General features: G+C 74.4%; 20 protein-coding genes and 1 riboswitch. Of the genes, 6 read left to right on the top strand and 14 right to left on the bottom strand.

The features are described 5' to 3' along the window. Window positions 1–22 precede the first annotated feature (22 nt). From POF43_RS18770 to POF43_RS18750, 5 genes are read right to left on the bottom strand one after another with little or no spacing between them, the layout of a single operon-like run. Window positions 23–295 (bottom strand): phosphoribosyl-ATP diphosphatase, encoded by a 273-nt coding sequence (locus tag POF43_RS18770; RefSeq protein WP_271313825.1) that lies wholly within the window; start codon window positions 293–295, stop codon window positions 23–25. A gap of 33 nt (window positions 296–328) precedes the next feature. After that, the gene (gene ribH, locus POF43_RS18765; RefSeq protein ID WP_271313826.1) at window positions 329–814 is read right to left on the bottom strand and encodes a 6,7-dimethyl-8-ribityllumazine synthase; all 486 of its coding nucleotides are present in this window, start codon (window positions 812–814) and stop codon (window positions 329–331) included. Between the two features lie 55 nt (window positions 815–869). Beyond that, window positions 870–2,270 (bottom strand): 3,4-dihydroxy-2-butanone-4-phosphate synthase, encoded by a 1,401-nt coding sequence (ribB, locus tag POF43_RS18760; RefSeq protein ID WP_271322869.1) that lies wholly within the window; start codon window positions 2,268–2,270, stop codon window positions 870–872. Further along, window positions 2,267–2,914: a nicotinamide riboside transporter PnuC gene (pnuC, locus tag POF43_RS18755; RefSeq protein ID WP_271322868.1), complete on the bottom strand. Its 648-nt coding sequence runs from the start codon at window positions 2,912–2,914 to the stop codon at window positions 2,267–2,269. The genes ribB and pnuC overlap by 4 nt, the downstream gene beginning before the upstream one ends. Continuing rightward, window positions 2,911–3,516: a riboflavin synthase gene (locus tag POF43_RS18750; RefSeq protein ID WP_271322867.1), complete on the bottom strand. Its 606-nt coding sequence runs from the start codon at window positions 3,514–3,516 to the stop codon at window positions 2,911–2,913. Before POF43_RS18750 ends, pnuC begins: the two co-directional genes overlap by 4 nt. A gap of 417 nt (window positions 3,517–3,933) precedes the next feature. After that, a riboswitch (FMN riboswitch) is annotated at window positions 3,934–4,064 on the bottom strand. Between the two features lie 357 nt (window positions 4,065–4,421). Between POF43_RS18750 and POF43_RS18745 the strand changes: the two genes are divergently transcribed. Beyond that, a complete protein-coding gene (locus tag POF43_RS18745) occupies window positions 4,422–5,111 on the top strand; it encodes a DUF5995 family protein (RefSeq protein WP_271313831.1) in 690 nt (229 codons plus the stop codon). Between the two features lie 39 nt (window positions 5,112–5,150). Here the strand turns inward: POF43_RS18745 and POF43_RS18740 are convergent, their stop codons facing one another. From POF43_RS18740 to POF43_RS18725, 4 genes are all read right to left on the bottom strand, one after another. Further along, on the bottom strand, window positions 5,151–6,848 hold the full coding sequence (locus tag POF43_RS18740) for a flavin monoamine oxidase family protein (protein ID WP_271322865.1): 1,698 nt from the start codon (window positions 6,846–6,848) through the stop codon (window positions 5,151–5,153). A gap of 51 nt (window positions 6,849–6,899) precedes the next feature. Then, window positions 6,900–7,697 (bottom strand): carbon-nitrogen hydrolase family protein, encoded by a 798-nt coding sequence (locus POF43_RS18735; protein WP_271322864.1) that lies wholly within the window; start codon window positions 7,695–7,697, stop codon window positions 6,900–6,902. Window positions 7,698–7,910: 213 nt separating this feature from the next. Continuing rightward, window positions 7,911–8,366 carry an Lrp/AsnC family transcriptional regulator gene (locus POF43_RS18730; protein WP_271313834.1) on the bottom strand — a complete coding sequence of 152 codons (456 nt, stop codon included), beginning with the start codon at window positions 8,364–8,366 and terminating at the stop codon, window positions 7,911–7,913. A 7-nt stretch (window positions 8,367–8,373) separates the two neighbouring features. After that, complete coding sequence (locus POF43_RS18725; RefSeq protein WP_271313835.1) at window positions 8,374–9,813, bottom strand: GuaB1 family IMP dehydrogenase-related protein; 1,440 nt, start codon at window positions 9,811–9,813, stop codon at window positions 8,374–8,376. A gap of 208 nt (window positions 9,814–10,021) precedes the next feature. Here POF43_RS18725 and htpX point away from each other — a divergent pair, with 208 nt between their 5' ends. Together htpX and pspAB are read left to right on the top strand one after the other, a co-directional pair. Then, the gene (gene htpX / locus POF43_RS18720) at window positions 10,022–10,924 is read left to right on the top strand and encodes a zinc metalloprotease HtpX (RefSeq protein ID WP_271313836.1); all 903 of its coding nucleotides are present in this window, start codon (window positions 10,022–10,024) and stop codon (window positions 10,922–10,924) included. Between the two features lie 357 nt (window positions 10,925–11,281). Beyond that, window positions 11,282–11,860 (top strand): PspA-associated protein PspAB, encoded by a 579-nt coding sequence (gene pspAB, locus POF43_RS18715; protein ID WP_271316211.1) that lies wholly within the window; start codon window positions 11,282–11,284, stop codon window positions 11,858–11,860. Window positions 11,861–11,899: 39 nt separating this feature from the next. Here the strand turns inward: pspAB and POF43_RS18710 are convergent, their stop codons facing one another. From POF43_RS18710 to POF43_RS18700, 3 genes are all read right to left on the bottom strand, one after another. After that, a complete protein-coding gene (locus tag POF43_RS18710) occupies window positions 11,900–12,946 on the bottom strand; it encodes a sugar-binding transcriptional regulator (RefSeq protein WP_271316210.1) in 1,047 nt (348 codons plus the stop codon). Window positions 12,947–13,286: 340 nt separating this feature from the next. Then, window positions 13,287–13,973, bottom strand: coding sequence for a ribulose-phosphate 3-epimerase (gene rpe / locus POF43_RS18705; RefSeq protein ID WP_271324389.1), 687 nt, complete (start codon window positions 13,971–13,973; stop codon window positions 13,287–13,289). A gap of 170 nt (window positions 13,974–14,143) precedes the next feature. Beyond that, entirely contained in the window at window positions 14,144–14,542 is a 399-nt protein-coding gene (locus POF43_RS18700; RefSeq protein WP_271324390.1) for an ATP-binding protein, read from the bottom strand. 202 nt (window positions 14,543–14,744) lie between these two features. Here POF43_RS18700 and POF43_RS18695 point away from each other — a divergent pair, with 202 nt between their 5' ends. Next, the gene (locus POF43_RS18695; protein WP_271324391.1) at window positions 14,745–15,068 is read left to right on the top strand and encodes an STAS domain-containing protein; all 324 of its coding nucleotides are present in this window, start codon (window positions 14,745–14,747) and stop codon (window positions 15,066–15,068) included. A gap of 171 nt (window positions 15,069–15,239) precedes the next feature. Then, entirely contained in the window at window positions 15,240–19,100 is a 3,861-nt protein-coding gene (locus POF43_RS18690) for a SpoIIE family protein phosphatase (protein WP_271324392.1), read from the top strand. A gap of 312 nt (window positions 19,101–19,412) precedes the next feature. On the opposite strand, the gene POF43_RS18685 is transcribed toward POF43_RS18690, so the two are convergent. Both POF43_RS18685 and POF43_RS18680 read right to left on the bottom strand, forming a co-directional pair. After that, a complete protein-coding gene (locus POF43_RS18685) occupies window positions 19,413–20,276 on the bottom strand; it encodes a TIM barrel protein (protein ID WP_271317502.1) in 864 nt (287 codons plus the stop codon). Beyond that, window positions 20,273–21,271: a Gfo/Idh/MocA family protein gene (locus POF43_RS18680; protein WP_271324292.1), complete on the bottom strand. Its 999-nt coding sequence runs from the start codon at window positions 21,269–21,271 to the stop codon at window positions 20,273–20,275. The genes POF43_RS18685 and POF43_RS18680 overlap by 4 nt, the downstream gene beginning before the upstream one ends. A 159-nt stretch (window positions 21,272–21,430) precedes the next feature. Between POF43_RS18680 and POF43_RS18675 the strand changes: the two genes are divergently transcribed. After that, window positions 21,431–22,174 carry a GntR family transcriptional regulator gene (locus POF43_RS18675; RefSeq protein ID WP_271324291.1) on the top strand — a complete coding sequence of 248 codons (744 nt, stop codon included), beginning with the start codon at window positions 21,431–21,433 and terminating at the stop codon, window positions 22,172–22,174. Window positions 22,175–22,183 lie beyond the last annotated feature (9 nt).

Below are 22,183 nucleotides of genomic sequence, written 5' to 3'. Positions count from 1 at the left end.
ACACGGCGCCTTCCGCATAGGCTTACAGGTGAGCGTATACGTCGTCCAGTGAGATTCCCCGGGCGACCATCATCACCTGAAGGTGGTACAGCAGCTGGGAGATCTCCTCGGCGGTCCGGTCGGCGCCCTCGTGCTCCGCCGCCATCCACACCTCGGCGGCCTCCTCGACCACCTTCTTGCCGATGGCGTGCACCCCGGCCCCCACCAGTTCCGCGGTGCGGGAGGTGGCGGGGTCCCCGGTGGCTGCCTTGTCGCTGAGTTCGCTGAAGAGCTGCTCGAATGTCTTGTTGGCCATGGTGCTCCTAGCGTAACGGTCCGTCGCCGCCGGTCAGCGCCACGGTTCGGAGACCGAACGCAGCGTGGCGGCGGTGGAGACGGCGGCGGTGACCGCCTCGTGCCCCTTGTCCTCCGCCGAGCCGGGCAGTCCGGCCCGGTCCAGCGCCTGCTGTTCGGTGTCGCAGGTGAGCAGGCCGAAGCCGACCGGGACGCCGGTGTCCACCGACACCTGGGTCAGGCCGTTGGTGACGCCCTGGCAGACGTAGTCGAAGTGCGGGGTGCCGCCGCGGATGACCACGCCGAGCGCGACCACCGCGTCGTAGCCGCGGCCGGCCAGCACCTTGGCGACCACCGGCAGTTCGAAGCTGCCCGGTACCCGCAGCACGGTCGGCTCGTCGATGCCCAGCTCGCCCAGGGCGCGCAGCGCGCCGCCGACCAGGCCGTCCATCACCTTCTCGTGCCACTGGGCGGCGATCACCGCGACCCGCAGGTCGGCGCAGTTCTTGACGGTCAGTTCCGGGGCGCCCTTGCCGCTCAACGTCTCTCCTCGGTGGTACGGGTGCTGGGTCGGTGGTTCGTGCCGTGCTCGGCGGTCACTGGTTGCCGCACACGCCGGTCTGGCCGGTCTCCAGCCACGGCAGGTCGTGGCCCATGCGGTCGCGCTTGGTGCGCAGGTAGCGGACGTTGTGCTCGCCGGCGCGCACCGGCATCGGCTCGCGGGCGGTGACCGGCAGGCCGTTGCGCTCCAGGGCGGCGACCTTGTCGGGGTTGTTGGTCATCAGCCGGACCGATGCCACCCCGAGGTCGGCCAGGATGCGGGCGCCGGCGCCGTAGTCGCGCGCGTCGGCGGGCAGGCCGAGTTCGAGGTTGGCGTCCAGGGTGTCGCGGCCGCGTTCCTGGAGTTCGTAGGCGCGCAGCTTGTGCAGCAGGCCGATGCCGCGTCCCTCGTGCCCGCGCAGGTAGACCACCACGCCGCGGCCCTCGGCGGCGACGCGTTCCAGCGAGGCGCGCAACTGCGGTCCGCAGTCGCAGCGCTGGGAGCCGAAGACGTCACCGGTGAGGCATTCGGAGTGCACCCGCACCAGCACGTCGCGGCCGTCGCCGATCTCACCGGCCACCAGGGCGATGTGCTCGACGCCGTCCGGCCCGCTGCGGTAGCCGTAGGCGCGGAAGTCGCCGTAGGCGGTGGGCAGCCGGGTGACGGCCTCACGGCGCACGCTCGGCACGGCGTCCGCGGCACCGGCGTCGGCGTCGGCAGCGGTCGCGGCGGCAGCGGCGGCCACGGCGGTCGCGGCGGCCACGGCGGTCGCGGCGGGGGCGAGGTCCGCCGGGACCGGGACGGCGGGCTCGGCGCGGCGGTACGCGATGAGGTCCTCGATGGAGATCAGCGCCAGGCCGTGCTTGCGGGCGAACAGCACCAGGTCGGGCAGCCGGGCCATGGTGCCGTCGTCGTTGGCGATCTCGCAGATCACCGCGGCCGGGCGCAGGCCGGCGAGCCGGGCGAGGTCGACGCCGGCCTCGGTGTGGCCGGCCCGGGCGAGCACGCCCTCGGCCCGGGCGCGCAGCGGGAAGACGTGGCCGGGGCGCACGAAGTCGGCGGCGGCGCTCGCCGGGTCGGCCAGCGCCCGCAGGGTCACCGCCCGGTCGGCGGCGGAGATGCCGGTGGTGGTGCCGTGCGCGGGGGCGGCGTCGACGCTGACGGTGAAGGCGGTGCGCATCGGTTCGTCGTTGCGGGCGACCATCTGCGGCAGGTCGAGCCGGTCGAGGTCCGCACCGGTCATCGGCGCGCAGATCAGGCCGCGGGCCTCGGTCATCATGAAGGCGACCAGCTGCGGGGTGGCGAGTTCGGCGGCGAAGACCAGGTCGCCCTCGTTCTCCCGGTTCTCGTCGTCGACCACGACGACGGGCCGGCCGGCCGCGATGTCGGCGATCGCCCGCTCGATGGGGTCGAGGATCCCGCTGACGGGCTGGCAGGTGTCCGGCGCGGTGCTCATGCCGGCGCTCCTTCCGGGAGGGGTCCGCGGTGTTCGCGGGTGCGCAGCCACCAGGAGCGCAGCCCGGCGACCACCAGGACGAAGTAGACGACGTAGACCAGGGCGGAGAACTTCAGGTCGCCGCTCCAGGCCAGCGGCACGCCGACGACGTCGACGGCGAGCCAGGCGAACCAGAACTCGACCCAGCCGCGGGCCATCGCGTACATCGCGGCGAGGGTGCCGACGAAGATGTAGGCGTCCGGCCACGGGTTCCACGACAGCGAGGGGAAGGCGGTGAACAGCGCGACCACCGCGAGGGTGCCGACCACCGTGCTGCCGATCAGCACGGCGCGTTCCGGCCAGCTGGCGAACCGCACCTGGACGCCGCCGTCGTCGTGCCGGCCGCGCTGCCAGCGGTACCAGCCCCACAGCGCGGTCACCACGACCAGCAGCTGCTTGCCGACGCCGCCGGTCAGGTGGGCGGACCAGTAGGCGATCACCAGGACGGCGCCGGACAGCAGTTGGACCGGCCAGGCGGTCACCGAGCGGCGCCAGCCGAGGGCGAGGCCGGCCAGTCCCAGCAGGTTGCCGGTCATGTCAGCCCACTTGACGTGTTCGCCGAAGACGGAGAACGCGACCGAGTTGAGGGAGTCGACGGTGCTCACGCGCCGGTCCCCGCGCGGTCGCCGAGCAGCCGCTCGACGTACTTGGCCAGCACGTCGACCTCCAGGTTGACCGGGTCGCCGGGGCCCTTGCGGCCCAGGGTGGTCAGCGCGAGCGTGGTGGGGATCAGGCTGACGGTGAAGTCGCCGGCGTTGGCCTCGACGACGGTGAGGCTGATGCCGTCCACCGTGATCGAGCCCTTCTCCACGACGTAGCGCGACAGTTCGGCCGGCAGCGAGACGCGGACGATCTCCCAGTGCTCGGCCGGGACGCGTTCCACGATGGTGCCGGTGCCGTCGACGTGGCCCTGGACCAGGTGGCCGCCGAGCCGGCCGCCGAGCGCCATCGGGCGTTCGAGGTTGACCCGGGAGCCGGGGCGCAGGGCGCCGAGGCTGGAGCGCTTGAGGGTCTCGGCCATCACGTCGGCGGTGAAGGTGCCGTCCGCGGTGCTGACGACGGTCAGGCACACGCCGTTGACCGCGATGGAGTCCCCGTGCCCGGCCCCCTCGGTGACGAGCGGTCCGCGCAGGGTGAAGCGGGACGCGTCGGCGAGGTCCTCGACCGCGGTGACCTCGCCCAGTTCCTCGACGATTCCGGTGAACACAGGTCAGCTCTCCTTGGGCAGGCGGGTGCGGGCGGCGGCGCGCGCGGCGGCGCGGTGCCGGGGCCCGGCCGCGCCGGTGGACGTGGGCACCCGCGGTACGCGGGGGGTGCGGTCGCTCAGCGGGCCGCGGGGGTGGTCGCACGGGCGCCGGCCGGCCGGCGGCAGGGCGCGGGCGGCCGCGGGGACGCGGCGGCGCGCGGGGTGCGGACATGGCGCTGCGGCGCCGCGGTACGGCGCTTCGGGATGCGCGGGGGTCGCCACCCGGGTCCTCCTGCCTCGTCGGGCACGGACTCCGGGGATCGCTGGGAAACCGAGCGTGCGACCGGACCGTCGACGTCGGAACCGGGGCGGCGGGGCGGTCACGGCGCAACGCGTCGCGAGGCCCACCGGCAGCGGCGGACGAACGGTCCGGTGCCGCCGCGCACTGCCTCCCATCCGGACTTTAACCGTCGGTGCAGGAATCCCACCTGCTCAACCGTCCGCTGGCTGCGGACGGGTCGCGGACTGTAACCGCCGGTTCGGAATTGCACCGACCCCGGAGTGCGCTGAACGTCACTGGTACGCCTTCAGTGTGCCATGCCCGGTCGCGGGGCGGTCGGCGGCCTGTTGTGGCACCGCTCACAGGATCGCCCGGGGCGGCCGGCCGGCGCACCGGCCCCGACGTGCGGAAGCACGCCCGGTCCCAGTCTCCGGACGTGCTCCCGGAGCATCGGCGGCGGCCCAGGGCCGCACCGGCCGCGGTCTCCCCCCGACCGCCGGGTGACGGTCCCGTGGGACCGCACCACCGTTGCTCTTATGGCCGTCAGCATGACAGTCGTCAGCTGGAATGTATAGAGCCGCTCGTTGGGACGAACCGGGGCCGTGCCGCGCGCCGCCGCGCGCCGGGCGCTGGGAGGCTGGCCCGCATGACCTCCAGTGAGCGCCTGGTGCCCGCCTCCTCGCGGGTGGCGGCGGTGGCGGCGCGGATGCGGGCGCTGTCGGCCGGCCTGCCGGACCGCGACGGGGTCGCGGTCTTCAACCGGGTCTACCTGTCGGTGACCCGCGAGCTGACCCGGCGGGTGGACGAGGGCTGGTTCCGGCATCCGCACCGCACCGCCGAACTGGGCGCGGCGTTCGCGCTGCGCTACCTGTCGGCGGTGGAGGCCGACGCCGAGGGCCGCCGGGCACCGGCCTGCTGGCGCCCGCTGTTCGCCGCCCGCCACCACCGCGCGGTGCGCCCGCTGCAGTTCGCCCTGGCCGGGGTCAACGCCCACGTCGGCCACGACCTCGCGCTCGCCGTGGTCGACACCTGCCACCTGCTGGGGCTGCAACCGGCCGACGTGGAACGGGACTTCGAACGCGTCGGCGACGTGCTGGCGGCCATCGAGGAACGCGTCCGCGAGGAGCTGATGCCCGGCCCCGACCTGCTGGAGCTGGCCGATCCCCTCACCCACCTCGCCGGCGTGTGGAGCCTGGACGCCGCCCGCACCGCCGCCTGGTCCGCGGCCGGCCTGCTCTGGCGGCTGCGCGAACTGCCCGGCCTGTACGCGGAGTTCGCGCACGGGCTGGACACCGGCGTCGGCCTGGTCAACCGCTGCCTGCTCACCCCGCTGTGACCCGGCGCCGGTGCCCGCGGGCGCCGGCGCCCACCGCCGTCAGTCCTCCGGCAGCTCCACCGGGCAGATCGTGTCGAAGACGTCGCCGGGGCCGGGGTTGGCCGGGTCGGTGCCGCCGCCGAGGTGGGTCATGACGCCCCAGACCGCGTTGAGGGCGGTCTGCACGGCGCCCTCGGCCCAGCCGGCGGTCCAGGAGATGTCGTCGCCGGCCAGGAAGACGCCGCGCTGGTCGGCGGGCAGCCGGTCCTGCATGAAGTGGGTGAACAGCCGCCGCTGGTAGCGGTAGTGGCCGGGCAGGTTGGCCTTGAACGCGCCCATGAAGTACGGCTCGTTCTCCCAGGAGACCGTCACCGGGTTGCCGATGACGTGGCTGCGGATGTCGACGCCGGGGTAGATCTCGCCGAGCGACTTGAGCATGACCTCCATCCGCTCGGTCGCCGACAGTGGCAGCCACTTGAGGCTGTCGTCGCACCAGGTGTACGACAGGCAGATGACCGCCGGCTTGTCGGGGCCGTCGTCGAGCAGGTAGGTGCCGCGGGTCATCCGGTCGGTGAGCGTCATGCTCATGGTGTCGCGGCCGGTGCGCGGGTCGGGGTCGAGCCAGAACGGCCGGTCGACCGGTACGAACAGCTTCGACGACTCCATGTAGTGGGTGCGTTCCATCGCCGTCCAGTGGTCGATGGGGAAGAGCGAGTCGTCGCAGTCGATCTTCGACAGCAGCATCCAGCTCTGCGCGGTGAAGACCACCGCGCGGTAGGAGCGGATGTCGCCGGAGGCGTCGGTGACCGTGGTGCGGTTGCCGGCGGTGCGGTGCAGCCGGGTGACCGCCGGTCGCGGGGTGCCGCCGTGCAGCGAGGACAGCGAGGTGCCGGCCGGCCAGTGGGCCGCGTCCGCCGGCTGCGCGTCCCACAGCCGCAGCGGCAGCTGCTGGCTGCCGCCGACGATGCCGCGGTGCTCGTCGTCGGCGCCGGTGTAGACGACGCGCAGGATCTCCAGGATCGAGTTCGGGAAGTCGGTGTCCCAGCCGCCGGTGCCGAAGCCGACCTGGCCGAAGATCTCCCGGTGCCGGAAGCTGGCGAAGGCCGGCGAGTCGCACAGGAAGCCGTAGAACGTCTGGTTGTCCAGCCGCGCCACCAGCTCCGACCAGATCTCCCGGATCTTCGCCACGTCCCGCACCCGGATCGCCGCGTGCATCTCGGAGAACCGCGCGCCGCCCTCCAGGCAGGCGTTCCAGGCGTCCATCACCTGGTGGTAGACGTCCGGCAGGTCGTCCAGCGTCCGCGCGTAGTGCGAGGTGCCCTTCAGGTCCACCACCGTCGAGGGGGTCTCCGGCGACAGCGGGTTGGGGAACGGCCGGGTCCGCAGGCCCACCAGGTCCACGTAGTGCTGGAAGGCGGTGGAGCTGGGCGGGAACCGCATCGCACCCATCTCCGCGGTCAGCCCCTCGCAGCCGTCGAAGCCGACGGTGCGCAGCCGCCCGCCGATCCGGTCGGCCTCGTACAGCACCGGCCGCAGGCCCATCCGCATCAGCTCGTACGCCGCGACGACGCCGGACAGACCGCCGCCGACCACCGCGACCTCGGTGCCGTACGCGGCGGCCGGCACCGAGCCCAGGCCGGCCGGGTGGGCCAGGAAGTCGTCGTAGGCGTAGGGGAAGTCCGGCCCGAACATGGTCACGGGGCGGGCCGCCTCCGGCCCCAGCTCGTCGTGGACGGTGGTGGGCACGGTGGAGGTCATGAGGGTGGTTCTCCTTGGATCACGGTGGAACGCGGGCGGCCCCCGCGGCCGTCAGACCAGCGAGCGGTACAGCGGTGCCCGCCGGTCGCGCAGGTACGGCAGCTCGGTGCGGGAGGCCGCCAGCAGCGCGGGGTCGGCGTCGCCGAACACCAGGTCGGGGCCGGCCCCGGCCCGGGCGCGCGTGACGCCGTCCGGCGCGGACAGGCAGCTGAGCCCGGTGAAGTCGAACTCGCCCTCCGGGCCGCACCGGTTGGCGTAGGCGACGTACAGCTGGCTTTCGTAGGCGCGGGCGGGCACCAGGGTCAGCGGTACGAAGTCGTAGGGCCGCATCAGCGCGGTGGGCACCAGCAGCAGGTCGGTGCCGGCCAGCGCGTGCGCCCGCACGGCCTCGGGGAACTCCACGTCGTAGCAGATCAGCAGGCCGACGGTCAGTCCGCCCAGCTCCGCCTGCACGACCGGGGTGTCGCCGGGCCGGAAGTGCGCGCTCTCGAAGTCGCCGAACAGGTGCGTCTTGCGGTAGTTGGCCAGCCGGGTGCCGTCCGGGCCGATCAGCTGGGCGGAGTTGTACACCGCGTCGCCGTCCCGCTCCGGGTAGCCGTAGACCACCGCGATCCCGTGCCGGGCCGCGATGGCCGCGACCCGCCGCGCCCCGGGGCCGTCGGCCGGCTCGGCGACCGCGGCCGGCGCGTCGACCGCGTACCCGGTCAGGTACATCTCGGCCGCCGCCAGCAGCCCCGCCCCGCCGGCCGCGGCACGCCCGGCCGCCTCGTCGAGCGCGTCCAGGCTCACCGCCGTGTCGCGGGGAACGCCGGCCGGGCCCTGGTACAGCGCGATACGCAACGGCTTCATGAATCCTCGGGTCGCTGTCGGTCGTCGGGTGCGCCGCCGGGCCGCGCGGTGCTCGGCGCGGCCGTCCGGCGGCTCGTGGGCATGCGTCGGTATGACGACTCGACGGTACGACCGCGCCGACCTGGGCGGCAAGGCTCGGCCGTTGCGTCGCCGGGCGCGATCCGTTGCGTCTTTCGGGCGCCCGGCGGCGATTCGTTGCGTGCTCCCGGCGCGTTACGAAGGCGCCCCCATGCTGTGACGGCGCAGCAGCGGGGACAGCACCAGCACGGACTTGGTGCGCTCCACGAACGGCTCGCCGGCGATGCGCTCCAGCACCCGTTCGAAGTGCCGGACGTCCTCGGCGTAGATGTGCACCACGGCGTCGGCCTCACCGGTGACGGTGGAGGCGGCGACGACCTCCGGGTAGCGCGACAGGCCGCGCCGGATGTCGGACGGCGAGGTGTTGTGGCGGCAGTACAGCTCGACGAACGCCTCGGTCTCCCAGCCCAGGGCGGCCTGGTCGACGCGGACGGTGAAGCCGGTGATGACGCCCGCCGCCAGCAGCCGGTCGACGCGGCGTTTGACGGCGGGGGCGGACAGGCCGACGGCGGTGCCGATGTCGGCGTAGGAGCGGCGGGCGTCCGAGGCCAGCGCGTGGACGATGGACTCGTCGAGGCGGTCGAGCTTCATCGCCGCCTCAGGTCCAGCTGGAGTGCAGCGGCTTGCCCTCCGCGAAGCCGGACGCGCTCTGCACGCCGACCACCGCCCGCTCGTGGAACTCCTGCAACGAGGCGGCCCCGGCGTAGGTGAAGGAGCTGCGCACCCCGGCGATGATCGAGTCGATCAGGTCCTCCACCCCGGGGCGGGCCGGGTCGAGGTACATCCGGGAGGTGGAGATGCCCTCCTCGAACAGCGCCTTGCGGGCCCGGTCGTAGGCGCCCTCCTCGGCGGTGCGGTTGCGGACCGCGCGGGCCGAGGCCATCCCGAAGCTCTCCTTGTACAGCCGCCCGCCGGCGTCCTGCTGGAGGTCGCCGGGCGACTCGTGGGTGCCGGCGAACCACGAACCGACCATCACGTTGGAGGCGCCGGCGGCCAGCGCCATCGCCACGTCCCGGGGGTGGCGCACCCCGCCGTCGGCCCACACGTGCCGGCCCAGCGCGCGGGCCGCGGCGGCGCACTCCAGGACGGCGGAGAACTGCGGGCGCCCGACGCCGGTCATCATGCGGGTGGTGCACATCGCGCCGGGGCCGACCCCGACCTTGACGATGTCGGCGCCCGCCTCGACCAGGTCGCGGACCCCGTCGGCGGACACCACGTTGCCGGCCACCACCGGGACGGCCGGGTCCAGGGCGCGCACGGCGGCGACCGCGGCGAGCATCGACTCCTGGTGGCCGTGGGCGGTGTCGACCACCAGGACGTCGGCGCCGGCCGCCAGCAGGGCCTTCGCCTTGCCGGCCACGTCGCCGTTGATGCCGATCGCGGCGCCGATCCGCAGCCGGCCGCCGGCGTCGGTGGCCGGGGTGTAGAGGGTGGCGCGCAGGGCGGCGGTGCGGGTGAGGATGCCGGTGAGCCGGCCGGCGGCGTCCACCGCGGGGGCGAGCTTGCGGCGGCCGTCCTCCAGCCGGTTGAAGGCCTCCCGCGGGTCTATGGCGTCGTCCAGCACGAGCAGGTCGCGCGACATCACCTCGGTGAGCTGGGTGAACCGGTCGACGCCGGCCAGGTCGGACTCGGTGACCACGCCGATCGGGCGGCCGTCCTCCACCACGATCCCGGCGCCGTGCGCCCGCTTCGACAGCAGGCCGATGGCGTCGGCGACGGTGGCGTGCGGGGCGAGCGTGATGGGGGTGTCGAGCACCAGGTGGCGGCCCTTGACCCAGGCGATGACGTCGGCCACCACCGGGATCGGGATGTCCTGCGGGATGATCGTCAGACCACCGCGCCGGGCCACGGTCTCGGCCATCCGGCGGCCGGCGACCGCGGTCATGTTGGCCACGACCAGCGGGATCGTGGTGCCGCTGCCGTCCGGTGAGTCGAGGTCGACCGCCTGCCGCGAGACCACCGCGGACCGGGAGGGGACCATGAAGACGTCGTCGTAGGTGAGGTCGTACGGCGGCCGGGTGTCATTGAGGAATCGCACGTACTTGATTTTCACACGCCGGGAGGGCAAAACCGGTTCGGAGGAACCTCCGGGGTTCGCAAAGCGTTCTCGGGACAAGATCCGAGACGGGGATCCCGTTACGGCGCGCCGCCGCCCGGGGGCCGCCATCCGTCCCCCGTGGAGGGACAATCGACGCAGGCGTCCGCCACCGGCGGACCGGCCGGGCCCAGGACCCCCGGGAGGGGACATGAACCGCACACGCTTCGCTCCTGACCGGGGGCTGTCGACCCGCATGGTGCTGACCATGTTCTTCATCGGGCTGCTGTACGTGGTCTTCGTCGGCGTACTGCTGGTGGTGCTGGGCAGCGCCTGGCCGTGGATCGCGGTGATCGCCGGCGGGCTGTTCATCGCGCAGTTCTGGTTCAGCGACAAGATCGCCACGTTCAGCATGGGCGCCCGCGAGGTGACCCCGGAGGAGTATCCGCAGCTGCACGGGGTCATCGACCGGCTGTGCGCGCTGGCCGACATGCCGAAGCCGAAGGTCGCGGTGGCGCAGTCCGACATCCCGAACGCCTTCGCCACCGGCCGCAACGCCGACCGCGCGGTGATCTGCGCCACCACCGGCCTGCTGCGCCGGCTGGAGGCGGAGGAGCTGGAGGGCGTCCTGGCCCACGAGCTGTCGCACGTGGCGCACAAGGACGTCGTGGTGATGACCATCGCGTCGTTCCTGGGCGTGCTGGCCGGCATCATCACCCGGATCGCGCTGTGGGGCGGCCTGAGCGGCCGCGACAGCCGGGACAGCAACGCGGTGCCGATCGCGCTGATCGTCACCGGGGTGAGTGTCGCGGTCTACGCGATCAGCTTCCTGCTGACCCGGATGCTGTCGCGCTACCGCGAGCTGTCGGCGGACCGTTCCGCCGCCCAGCTGACCGGCCGGCCCTCGGCACTGGCGTCGGCGCTGACCAAGGTCACCGGTTCGATGGCGAGCATCCCGACCGAGGACCTGCGCAAGGCGCAGCCGTTCAACGCGTTCTTCTTCACCCCGGCGATCGCCTCGAAGCAGGGCCTGGCGAACCTGCTGTCCACCCACCCGTCGCTGGACAAGCGGCTGGAGCAGCTGGGCCGCATCTCCGCCGAGCTGAACCGCTGACGGGGGAGGAGGCGGGCGGGCCTTGCCGGGGTGGCGGGGCCTGCCGGAGCGGTGGGGTGCGGTGCGGGCCTGGCCGGTGCGGGGCTGCGGGTGCGGGGCTGCGGGTGGGGCGTGGGTGGATGATCGGATCATCTTCCGAGCCGATCATCCACCGAGAGGCTCGGCAGGCGGCCGGTTCCCCGGTACCGTCGGTCGGCGGGCGATCCACCGGTCCCCAACCGGCCCCGGCGCCCGGCTCCCCTCCCCCGTCCGGCTTCCTCCCGACTCCCCTCCTCCGTCCGGGCTCCCGCCGGCCTCCCCCGGCCTCTCCCGGCCCCCTTTCCGGCTTTCCCCGTCTCGACCAGGAGCGTCTCTCCCGTGGGCTTCCTCGACACCCTGCTGGGCCGCAGCAAGCCGGTGCGCCCGGACCTCGACCAGCTCTTCGGCCTGCCGTCGGCGGCCGTCACCCTGACCGCGGCGGCCGGGTACAGCCCGACCGGTGAGGGCTCGGTGTGCTTCGCCGCGGTGGAGGGCGGCGCGTTCGCACAGGCCCGTGAGGAGGTGCAGGGGCTGCTGGACGCCGACGTGCCGGGCGGCGGGGTGCCGGTGGAGTTCGTGCGGGACTCCTACGGCTACACCTGGCTGCACTCGCGGCACTCCGCCGACGACATCGCCGGGCTGGTCAACGACCTGCACGCGGTCAACACCATCCTCCAGGAGGGCGGCTTCGGCCCGCAGCTGCTGTGCTCGCTGGTGACGTTCCGCGACGCGGAGGGCAAGTCGCTGGCGCTGGTCTACCTCTACAAGCGCGGCACCTTCTACCCGTTCGCGCCGCGGGCCGGCGAGAAGCGGGACAACGCGGTGGAACTCCAGGTCAAGGCCATGATCGTCAACGACCTCAAGGTCGAGGACGACCTGAGCCGCTGGTTCCCGGTGTGGGGCGCTCCCGGCCTGTGACCGGCCGGGAGCGGGTGGCGGCGACGCCGGCCGGGGCCCTCACGCCTCGCCGGGGTCGGCGCGGTCCAGCGCGGGGCGGGCGGCGGGCGCCTGCCGGTTGAGCAGGTGGTCGGCGGCGGCGGTGTCGGTGACCAGGCTGGTGACCAGCCCGGACCGCAGTACGGCGCCCACCGCGTTGGCCTTGCGGATGCCGCCGGCGATGGCGACGACCTCGGGGACCCGGCGCAGCCGGTCGGTGTCGACGGTTATGCAGCGGTCGCGCAGGTCGTGACCGACGCGGCGGCCGTCGGCGGCGAACAGGTGCGAGGACATCTCGGCCGCGACGCCCAGCTCGGCGTAGTGCTTGCGCTCGGCGTCGGACAGCGCGTCGTAGACGGTGGAGACCCGCGGTTCCCACGAACCGATCGAGACCACGGCGACGGTGACCTTGTCGAAGTAGCTCATGGCGGCGGCGATGCCGGTCTGCTGGCGCAGGGCGGCGGCGGTGGCGGCGTCCGGCAGCACCATGGGCGCGTACATCGGGTGCGCCTCGCCGCCGGCGACCTGGGCGGCACGGCGGACCGCCTCGACCGAGCCGCGTTCCGCGGTGCCGGCGTCGTAGACCCCGGTGAGCTGGACGACCGTGCAGGGCGGCAGGGACTCCAGGGCGTTGGCCATGGTGATGATGGAACGGCCCCAGGCCAGCCCGAGGACGTCGCCCTCGTTGACCAGTTCGCCGAGCAGTCCCGCGGCGACCACCCCGAGGTTCTCCGGGTCGGGGGCGTCGCCGGCCAGTTCGGCGCGGTCGGTCGGGGACTCCACGACGACGGCGTTGCGCAGGCCGTAGCGGGCGCGCAGCGCGTCGGAGCGTTCGGCGTCGAGTTCGGCGGGGACCCGGATCTCGATGCGGACCAGATCCCGTTCCAGCGCGGACTCCAGGACCCGGGCCACCTTGAAGCGGCTGACGCCGAACTCCTCGGCGATCTGGATCTTGGACTTGCCCTCCAGGTAGAAACGGCGGGCCATCGCCGCCGCCTGCACCATTTCGGCGGGGCCCATGCGGACCGGTGAGCGGCCTGTGGTCACGTCACCCTCCCCAGTGCTCATCTGATTACCTACGCGCTCATCTTTGCAGATGATCGGGCGCTGGGTCGCCCGTGCGGCGCCATGGATGTGATGGGTGTTTCCGGTCTGCGACCGCCATGTTCCATCCATGAGCCAACATACGGGAAAACGGCGCGGCACCGCGCCCCGGCCGGTCCCGCCGGCCACCCCCGCACGCCCGGCGGAGCGGCGCCGGACGGCCCGACCGCGACCGCGGCACCGCACCCCGCACCGCTCCCGGCGCACCCCGCACCCGGCCGCCGCACCCGCGCCCGTTCCCGCCCGGCCGCCGCAGCGCAGGCCGTCCGCCGCACCGGAGGCAGGGCGCCGCGCGGACCGGGTGTCAGTGGGCGCAGGCCCAGGGGGCGCGGGCGGTGGCGGCGTCGGCCTGCGCACGCAGGGCGGCGACCGCGCGGGCCGGGTCGTCGGCGCCGTAGACCGCGGAACCGGCGACGAAGACGTCGGCGCCGGCCTCGGCGCAGCGCTCGATGGTCTCGGCGGACACACCGCCGTCGACCTGGACCCACAGGTCGAGTCCGTGCCGGGAGATCAGCTCCCGGGTGCGGCGGATCTTGGGCAGCATGATGTCGAGGAACGCCTGGCCGCCGAAGCCCGGTTCAACCGTCATCACCAGAAGCATGTCGAGTTCCGGCAGCAGGTCCTCGTAGGGCTCGATCGCGGTGGCGGGCTTCAGGGCCATCGCAGCGCGGGCGCCCTTGGCGCGGATCTCGCGGGCCAGCCGGACCGGCGCGGCGGCGGCCTCCACGTGGAAGGTGACCGACCCGGCGCCCGCCTCGACGAAGGCCGGCGCCCAGCGGTCCGGGTCCTCGATCATCAGGTGGCAGTCGAGCGGGGTGCCGGTGGCCTTGCGCAGCGACTCCACGACGGGCACACCCAGGGTCAGGTTGGGCACGAAGTGGTTGTCCATGACGTCGACGTGCAGCCAGTCGGCGCCGCCGACGGCCTCGGCCTCGTCGGCGAGCCGGGCGAAGTCGGCGGACAGAATGCTGGGGTTGATCTGCGCGGGCATATGCCCATTATGGCCGAACGCCCGGCACCGGCACGCCCCGCCACCGGTACGGCCCGATCACACCGGCGCGGGCGGCCTTCCCGCCGGCCGGCGCGCGTCGCTCGGGCCGCGACGCCCAGCCGCCGTTCGAGCCGCGGCACCCAGCCGCACCCCTCGGGCAGCCGTACCGCTCAAGCCGCCGCGCTCAGATCGACCCGGACGGTGATCCGCTTGCCGGTGGGGGTGGTGACGGCGTCGAAGCTGCCGTAGAGGGCCAGCACGATCTCCATGCCGTGCTGCCCGACGCGGCCGGGGTCGGGGGCCATGGGGGTGATCGCCTGCGGTGAGGTGTCCCAGACGGTGATCAGGACGTGCCCGTCCACCAGTTCCAGGTCGATGCCGTACGCCCCGGTGGTGTACTTCACGGCGTTGGTCACCAGTTCGCTGACGACCAGTCGGGCGTTGTCGATCGTGCGCTGCGGGAGCGGGCGCGCGATCCGCTCGCCGACGCGGGCGAGGAAAGCCGTGGTGAGCAGGCGTGCGGCCGCGATGGTGCCCGGCTCGCGCCCGTAGACTTCGCTCGTTCGCACCGCACCGTCTCCGTAGGGTTCAGCAACGACGCCCGGGCGGCTGCTTCGCCGTCCACGTTACCCGGGCGGGTACTCCGTTCCTCGACGCGGTCTCCGGCGCGGTGGGCCGCGGGTCCCGCCGGTACGGGTTCCGCGTCGCCTCGCCGCAGCAGGGGACATCGCTTCTGGTCGGATGCCCAGGTTCTTCGACATAATCCCCTCCATGTCTACGAACGAGGGCGCTCCGGCGTCCCTGCCGGTCGTCGCCCCGACGGGCGATCTGGACGCCGACACCCTCGGCCCGCTGGCCGCCGACCTGGACGCCGCCACCGCCGGACACCCCGGGGTGATCCTGGACGCCGGGGGCATCACGTTCGGGGACTCCACCTTCCTGCGGCTGGTGCTCAGCACCCACCAGCGCACCGACCTGCGGATCGCGGCGGCCCCACCGGTGGTGACCCGGCTGTTCGAGCTGATCGGCGTCGACTCGGTGCTGCGCCTCTACCCCAGCGTCCGGGCCGCCCAGGCCGGTTCCCCGCGCCCCTGACCGGGCGGCGTACCCGGCGAGCCGACCGCGGCGCCCCCGCGGCGGGCGGGCGCCTGGACCGGACCGGTGACGCGACCGGGGCCCCGCCCGCGATGACGCGCCCGGGCCGGGTGAGCGGGCGGGGCAGGATGTAGGCAGGGAACAGGCAAGGCAGGGGAGGCGGATGCTGTGGTGTCGCAGACCCCGTCCGGGGACGCCCGCGACCTGCCGCCGCAATCGCTGGCGGCGGCCTCCGACAGCGGGGTGAACCGCCTGATGGCGGACACCGACTGGTCGGCCACCGCCCTGGGCGCGGTGCGCGGGTGGAGCCCGGAGCTGCGTACCGCGGTGGGCGTCTGCCTGAACTCCCCCTTCCCCATGATGGTCATGTGGGGACCGGAGCTGTCGATGGTCTACAACGACGCCTTCGTCCCGATCCTGGGCGCCCGGCACCCCGCCCTGGGCCTGCCGTGCCGGGAGGTCTGGTCCGACGCGTGGCCGGTGGTCGGGGGGATGATCACCAAGGTCATGCGGTGCGGCGAGTCGACCTACCACGAGGACCTGCGGCTGCTGCTCCAGCGCAACGGCTTCGACGAGGCGGTCCACTTCACCTTCGCCTACAGCGCGATCCCCGCGTCCGGCGGCGGGGTGGGCGGGGTGTTCACCGTCGTCACCGAGACCACCCGCCAGGTGCTCGGCGCCCGCCGGATGCGCACCCTGCGCGAACTCGGCGAGGCCCGGTCCACCCAGGTGTCCGACGTCCGCCAGGCGTGCGCCGCCGCGGCACGCGTGCTCGACGCCCACCACGAGGACGTGCCGTTCGGCGCCGTCTACCTGCTGGCGCAGGACGGCGACCGGGCCCGGTGCGTCGCCGCGTTCGGCGCACCGCGGCCCGGCCCGGCGGTCCTGCCCGCCGACATCCGCCTGCCGACCCCGGCGCGGCCGCAGGACGGTGCGGAGGACGACGCCGACTGGATCCGGCAGGCGCTCGCCACGGGCGTGCCGCAGACCCGCACCGGCCTGGCCCTGGGACCGCCTGCCACGACGGCGCCGGACGCGGAGCCGGCCGGCGGCGCCGACACCGCGGTCGCGCTCCCGCTCGGCGCGGCCGGCGGCGACGGACCGCGCGGCGTGGTGGTGCTCGGCGTCAGCCCGAACCTCGTGCTCGACGCCCCCTACCGGGAGTTCCTCAGCCTCTCCGCCGACCATCTGACGGCCGCCGTCACCGACGCCGGGGCCCAGGCCGTCCAGCTGCGCCGGGCCGAGGAGCTGGCCGAACTCGACCGCGCGAAGACGAAGTTCTTCACCGGGGTCAGCCACGAGCTGCGCACACCACTGACCCTGATCAGCGGACCGGCCCGCGACGGCCTGTCCGACGATGCGCACCCGCTCGCCCCCGCCCAGCGCGAGCGCCTGGAGATCATCCACCGCAACGCGGGGCGGCTGCGCAGGCTGGTCGACACCCTGCTGGACTTCAGCCGCATCGAGGACGGCCAGCTGCGGCCCGAGCCGGTGGCGGTCGAACTCGGCTCCCTGACCCGGGGGATCGCCCAGTCCTTCGCCCCGGCCGTGCAGCGCGCCGGACTGCGGTTCACCGTCGACTGCCCGCCGGACCCGGGCGCCGTCCTGGTCGACCCGGAGCTGTGGGAGCAGATCGTCCTCAACCTGCTGTCCAACGCGGTGAAGTTCACGCTGAACGGCGAGGTCCGGCTCGCCCTGCGGATCACGCCCGAGACCGTCGAGCTGACGGTGAGCGACACCGGGGTGGGGATCGCGCAGGACGAACTCCCGCACGTCTTCGAGCGCTTCCGGCAGGTACGGGGAGCGGCCGGCAGGTCCCACGAGGGTTCCGGCATCGGCCTCGCGCTGGTCCGCGAACTCGCCGCGCTGCACGACGGCCACGCCACGGCGGCCAGCCGGCCCGGCCGGGGCACGACGTTCACCGTGCGCCTGCCGGCCCGCACCGCCGCGGCACCGGCCGGGCCGGTCCGCGGCCGCGACGCCGCCGCGCACTACGCCGCCGAGGCCGTCCGCTGGAGCGAGCCGGACCGCGCGGCCCCCGCCGACTCGACCGCCCCCGCAGCCTCCGCCGGCCCCGCAGGCGCCACCGCCGGCCACGGGCTCCCGGGGCCGCCCGCGCCCACCGGGACCAGCACCGTGCTCATCGCCGAGGACAACGCCGACCTGCGGCTGTACCTGGCGGGGCTGCTGGAGCCCGGTTACGCGGTCACCGTGGCCGCCGACGGCCTTCAGGCGCTGCGCCTGGCCCGGCGGCTGCGCCCGGACCTCGTCCTCACCGACGTCATGATGCCGGGCCTCGACGGCTTCGCGCTGCTGCGGGCCCTGCGCGCCGACCCCGCCACCGCCCACACCCCGGTGGTCTTCCTGTCCGCCCGCGCCGGTGAGGAGGCCGCGGTCGAGGGGTTGGCGGCCGGCGCCGACGACTACCTGGCCAAGCCGTTCTCCTCGACGGACCTGCTGGCCCGGGTCCGCGCCAACCTCGACCTCGCGCGGCTGCGCAACCACGAGTCGGCCTGGCGCACCGCCCTGGTCAACGCCATGCAGGACGGCTTCTTCGTCGCGGACGAGAGCCTGGCCGTCATCGAGATCAACGAGGGGTTCACCGAACTGCTCGGTTACCAGGCGCCCCAGCTGCCCTGGCCGGTCCCGCACCCGTGGTGGCCGACGGCCGAGCAGGACCCGGAGGGGTTCGCCCTCGTCGAGGCCGGCATCGCCACCGTGCGGGCCGAGGGACGCGGCCGCTTCGTCCTGCCGCTGCGGCACCTGGACGGACACCGGCTGTGGGTCGACGTGTCGCTGGACTCGCTGCGCGACCAGGGCGGCGGGGGCCAGCTGCTGGTCGGCACGCTGCGCGACGTCACCGCCCAGCACCTCGCCGCGGAACGCGACGCCGCCGTCGCCCGCCTCGCCGGGCTGCTCACCGCGGTCGACGACAGCGCCGAGGTCCTCGGGGTCGGGCTCGCCGAACTGCGCGACGTCTGGCAGGGCCAGCGGCTGTCCCTGCTGCGCTGGAACGCCTCCGGTGCCGTGGAGACCACCGCCACCACCGGGCCCGGCACGCCGTCGGGTCCCGCCCTGCCGCCGCCGGACGCCGTCGAGCAGGCCCGCTCCGGCATCCTGTTCACCGCGGCCGGCCACGACACCGCCTCCGGGTGGCCGGACACCGCGGTCCCGGCGGTCGGCGCCCCCGTCTACGACGGCGTCCACCAGGCGCTGCTGTGGCTGGAGTTCGACCGCCCGCGCCCGTTCCCGCTCGCCGACCGGACGCTGATGGTCCAGCTCACCGGCCACCTCCAGCGCGCGCTGGGCCGCGCCCGGGCCAACGACGAGCAGCGCCGGGTCGCCCTCGCGCTGCAACGCGCCATCCTCGGACCGACCGGGCTGCCCGCCGGGTTCGCCGTCCGCTACGACCCGGCCAGCTCCACCCTGGAGGTCGGCGGCGACTGGTACGACGTGGTGGAACTGCCCGGCCGGCGCTACGGAATCGTGGTCGGCGACGTGGTCGGCCGCGGCCTGTCGGCGGCCAGCACGATGGGCCAGCTGCGCAGCGCCGCCCGCGCGCTGCTGCTGGAGAACAACGGCCCCGCCCGCGTACTGGAGGCGCTGGACCGGTTCAGCGACCTGCTGCCCGGCGCCTTCTGCAGCACGGTGTTCTGCGCCGTGATCGATCCGGCCGCCCGGACCGTGCGGTACAGCAGCGCCGGGCACCCGCCGGCGCTCGTCGCCGAGCCGGGCGCGGCCGTGCGCCGCCTGGAGGACGCGCAGTCGGCGCCGCTGGCCGTCCCCACCGGCCGGGCCCGCGCCGAGGCGGCCACCCCGATTCCCGCCGGCTCGCACCTGCTGCTCTACACCGACGGCCTGGTCGAACGGCGCCGCGAGGTCATCGACGCCGGCATCGACCGGGCCGCCGCCGCCCTCGCCGGCAGCCTCCACCTCACCCCGGACGCCGTCGTCGACCACGTCTGCGCCGAACTGCTCGCCGAGGGCCACCACGCGGACGACGTCGCCCTGCTGGTCTACCACCAGCCCTGAGGGGCGAACAGGCCGCTGGCGGTGGGGAGTTCGGGGGGCGGGGGGTGTTCGGCGGGCGGGGGGTGTTCGCCGGGCGGGGGGTGGGCGGCGCCAGCGGTGGCGCCGGCGCTGGCGCGGGCGCTGGCCGACCGGTGGCCGGTGTCGACGGAGCCTTGGCCGGTCCCGGGGAACGGTGACCGGCTCCGGTGACAGCCGCCCCCGCCGCCTGCCGCGAAGGCGCCGCGCGGTCGTCCCCGCCCCCCTGACCGGCTCCGGTGACGGCCTCCCCCGCCGCCTGCCGCGAAGGCGCCTTCCGCCCCCGGTGCGCCGCGTTCAGCCGGGGACGGCGGCGCGCAGGTAGTCCAGGCCGGCGGTGACGTCGGCGAGCGGGCCGGCGCCCTCGGCGGGGCCGGTGTCCAGCACGGTGTCCTGCTCCATGACGTACCAGCCGTCGTAGCCGGCCGCGGTGAGCGAGGCGACGATGCCGGCGATGTCGACGTCGCCCCGGCCGAGCGGGCGGTACATCCCGCCGCGCACGGCGTCGGTGTAGGTGAGGTCGCCGGCCCGGACGCGGGCGGCCAGTACGGCGTCGACGTCCTTGAGGTGCACGTGCGCGACGCGGTCGGGGACCCGGCGGGCCAGGTCGGCGGGGTCGGTGCCGCCGACCAGCAGGTGGCCGGTGTCCAGGCACAGCGGGACGCCGCTGCCGTCGAGGACCCGGTCGACCTCGGCACGGCCTTCCACCATGGTGCCGACGTGCGGGTGCAGGACCGTGGTGACGCCCGCTCCGGCGGCGTACGCGGCGATCCGGTCGAGGTTGCCCAGCAGCGCCGCCCAGCCCTTCTCGGTCAGCTCGGGCCGCGTGTCGTAGCCGTCGGTGCCGGTGGCGGCGGCCAGCACGAGGGTGCCGGCGGTGCCGAAGCCGGCCAGGGCGTGCCGGACGCCGGGCAGCGGGTCGTGGCCGGGGTCGTGCAGGACGGCGGGCACGAAGCCGCCGACCGCCTCCAGGCCGTGGGCGGCCAGCAGCGCGGCGCGTTCGGCGGGGTCGGCGGGCAGGAAGCCGCCGGGGCCGAACTCGGTGGCGGTCAGCCCCGCCCGGCGCATCTCCGCCAGCACCCGGCCGGCCGCCATCTGGTGCCCCCAGCCGGGCACTTCGCACACACCCCAGGAGATGGGGGCGCCGGCGAGGCGGATCACGCCGCCACCGTCGCCAGCCGCACCGGGCGGCCCTCGGCGCGGGAGCGGGTCGCGGCGTCGGCGACGGCGAGCGCGGCGCGGGCGTCCCGGCCGGTGCAGGGGCTGGGCCGGGTGCCGGCCACCACCTCGGTGAACGCGCTGAGTTCGGCGCGGTAGGCGTCGAGGAAGCGCTCCATGAAGCCGGGGTGGGGCGTGCCGGCGGGCCAGGCGGCGCCCTCGGCGGAGGTCAGCGGGCTGTGGTCGGTCAGGCCGGCGACCAGCGTGCCCCGGGAGCCGCAGACCTCCAGGCGCACGTCGTAGCCGGCGCCGTTGTAGCGGGTCGCGGTGCAGGTGGCGAGGGTGCCGTCGTCCAGGGTGAGCAGGGTGACGCCGGTGTCGACGTCGCCGGCCGCGGCGAAGAACTCCTCGCCGCGGTTGGCGCCGGTGGCGTAGACCTCGACGACCTCGCGGCCGGTGACCCAGCGCACGATGTCGTAGTCGTGCACCGAGCAGTCGCGGAAGATGCCGCCGGAGCCGGGGATGTAGCCGGCGTGCGGCGGGGCCGGGTCGGAGGTGCAGGCGCGCAGGGTGTGGGTCCAGCCGAGCCGTCCGTCGGCGACCGCTTCGCGCACCGCGAGGTATCCGGCGTCGAAGCGGCGCTGGAAGCCGATGTGCAGCGGGACGCCGGTGCCGTCGAGCGCCGCGAGGACCGCGTCGGTCTCCTGGAGGGTGCCGGCCACCGGCTTCTCGCAGAAGACCGGCAGTCCGGCGCGGGCCGCGGCCAGGATGAGTTCGGCGTGGGCGAAGGTGGGCGCGGCGATGACCACGCCGTCCACGCCGGAGCCCAGCAGCCCGTCGAGGTCCGCGGCGCGGGTCGCGCCGATCCGGTCCGCCACGGCGCGCGCGGAGCGTTCGTCGGCGTCGTGGACCACGACCCCGGTCACGGCCGGCAGGCCGGCCAGGGTCTCGGCGTGGAACGCGCCGATACGCCCGGTACCGATGAGTCCGATACGCATATGCGGGGGCCTTTCGTGCGGGGACCTGGGAGCGGCTCCCCTGCTTTCTACCCTCCGGCAGCCCGCAGGGCAAGTGTTTGTTATGACATATGGACGTTCAGAGCTTAACCGGCCATGAGGCATACTGACGCGGTTGAGAACAGTCCCCAGGAGGGTGACGTGGAGTCGTTCGCGAAGCTGATCACCATCGACCGGAGCAGTCCGGTGCCGCTGTACTTCCAGGTCGCCCAGCAGTTGCAGGAACTCATCGAGACCGGCGTCCTGCCGCCCGGCACCCGGCTGAGCAACGAGATCGCCATGGCCGACCAGTTCGGACTGTCCCGGCCGACCATGCGCCAGGCCATGCAGCACCTGGTGGACAAGGGACTGCTGGCCCGCAAGCGCGGGGTGGGCACCCAGGTGGTCACCAACCGCATCCGCCGGCAGGTCGAACTCACCAGCCTGTACGAGGACCTGGAGCGCGAGGACCGCCGGCCGCGCACCGACGTGCTGTCCATCGAGACGGTGCCGGCCTCCGCCGAGGTCGCGGCGGCGCTGCGGGTCGCCGAGGGCCTGGAGGTGGTCGCCGTGCGGCGGCTGCGGTACGCCGACGACCAGCCGATCGCCCTGATGCGCAACCACCTGCCGGCCGGCCTGCTGGAGCTGTCGGAGCAGGCGCTGTCCGAGCAGGGCCTCTACCAGTTGCTGCGCCGGTCCGGCACGGACCTGAGCACCGCCGCGCAGACCATCGGCGCCCGCCGGGCCACCGCCGCCGAGGCCCGGCTGCTCGGCGAGTCCCGCGGCGCCACCCTGCTGACCATGACCCGTACCGCGTACGACAGTTCGGGCCGTCCGGTGGAGTACGGCGCGCACGTCTACCGCGCCACCCGCTACTCGTTCGAGATGACGGTCGCCGCGCACTGACCCCGGCCC

Origin of the sequence: Streptantibioticus silvisoli (genome assembly GCF_027947535.2) — a bacterium.
Classification (GTDB): Bacteria; Actinomycetota; Actinomycetes; order Streptomycetales; family Streptomycetaceae; genus Streptantibioticus_C; species Streptantibioticus_C silvisoli.
This window is presented reverse-complemented; position numbering and strand designations above follow the sequence as displayed.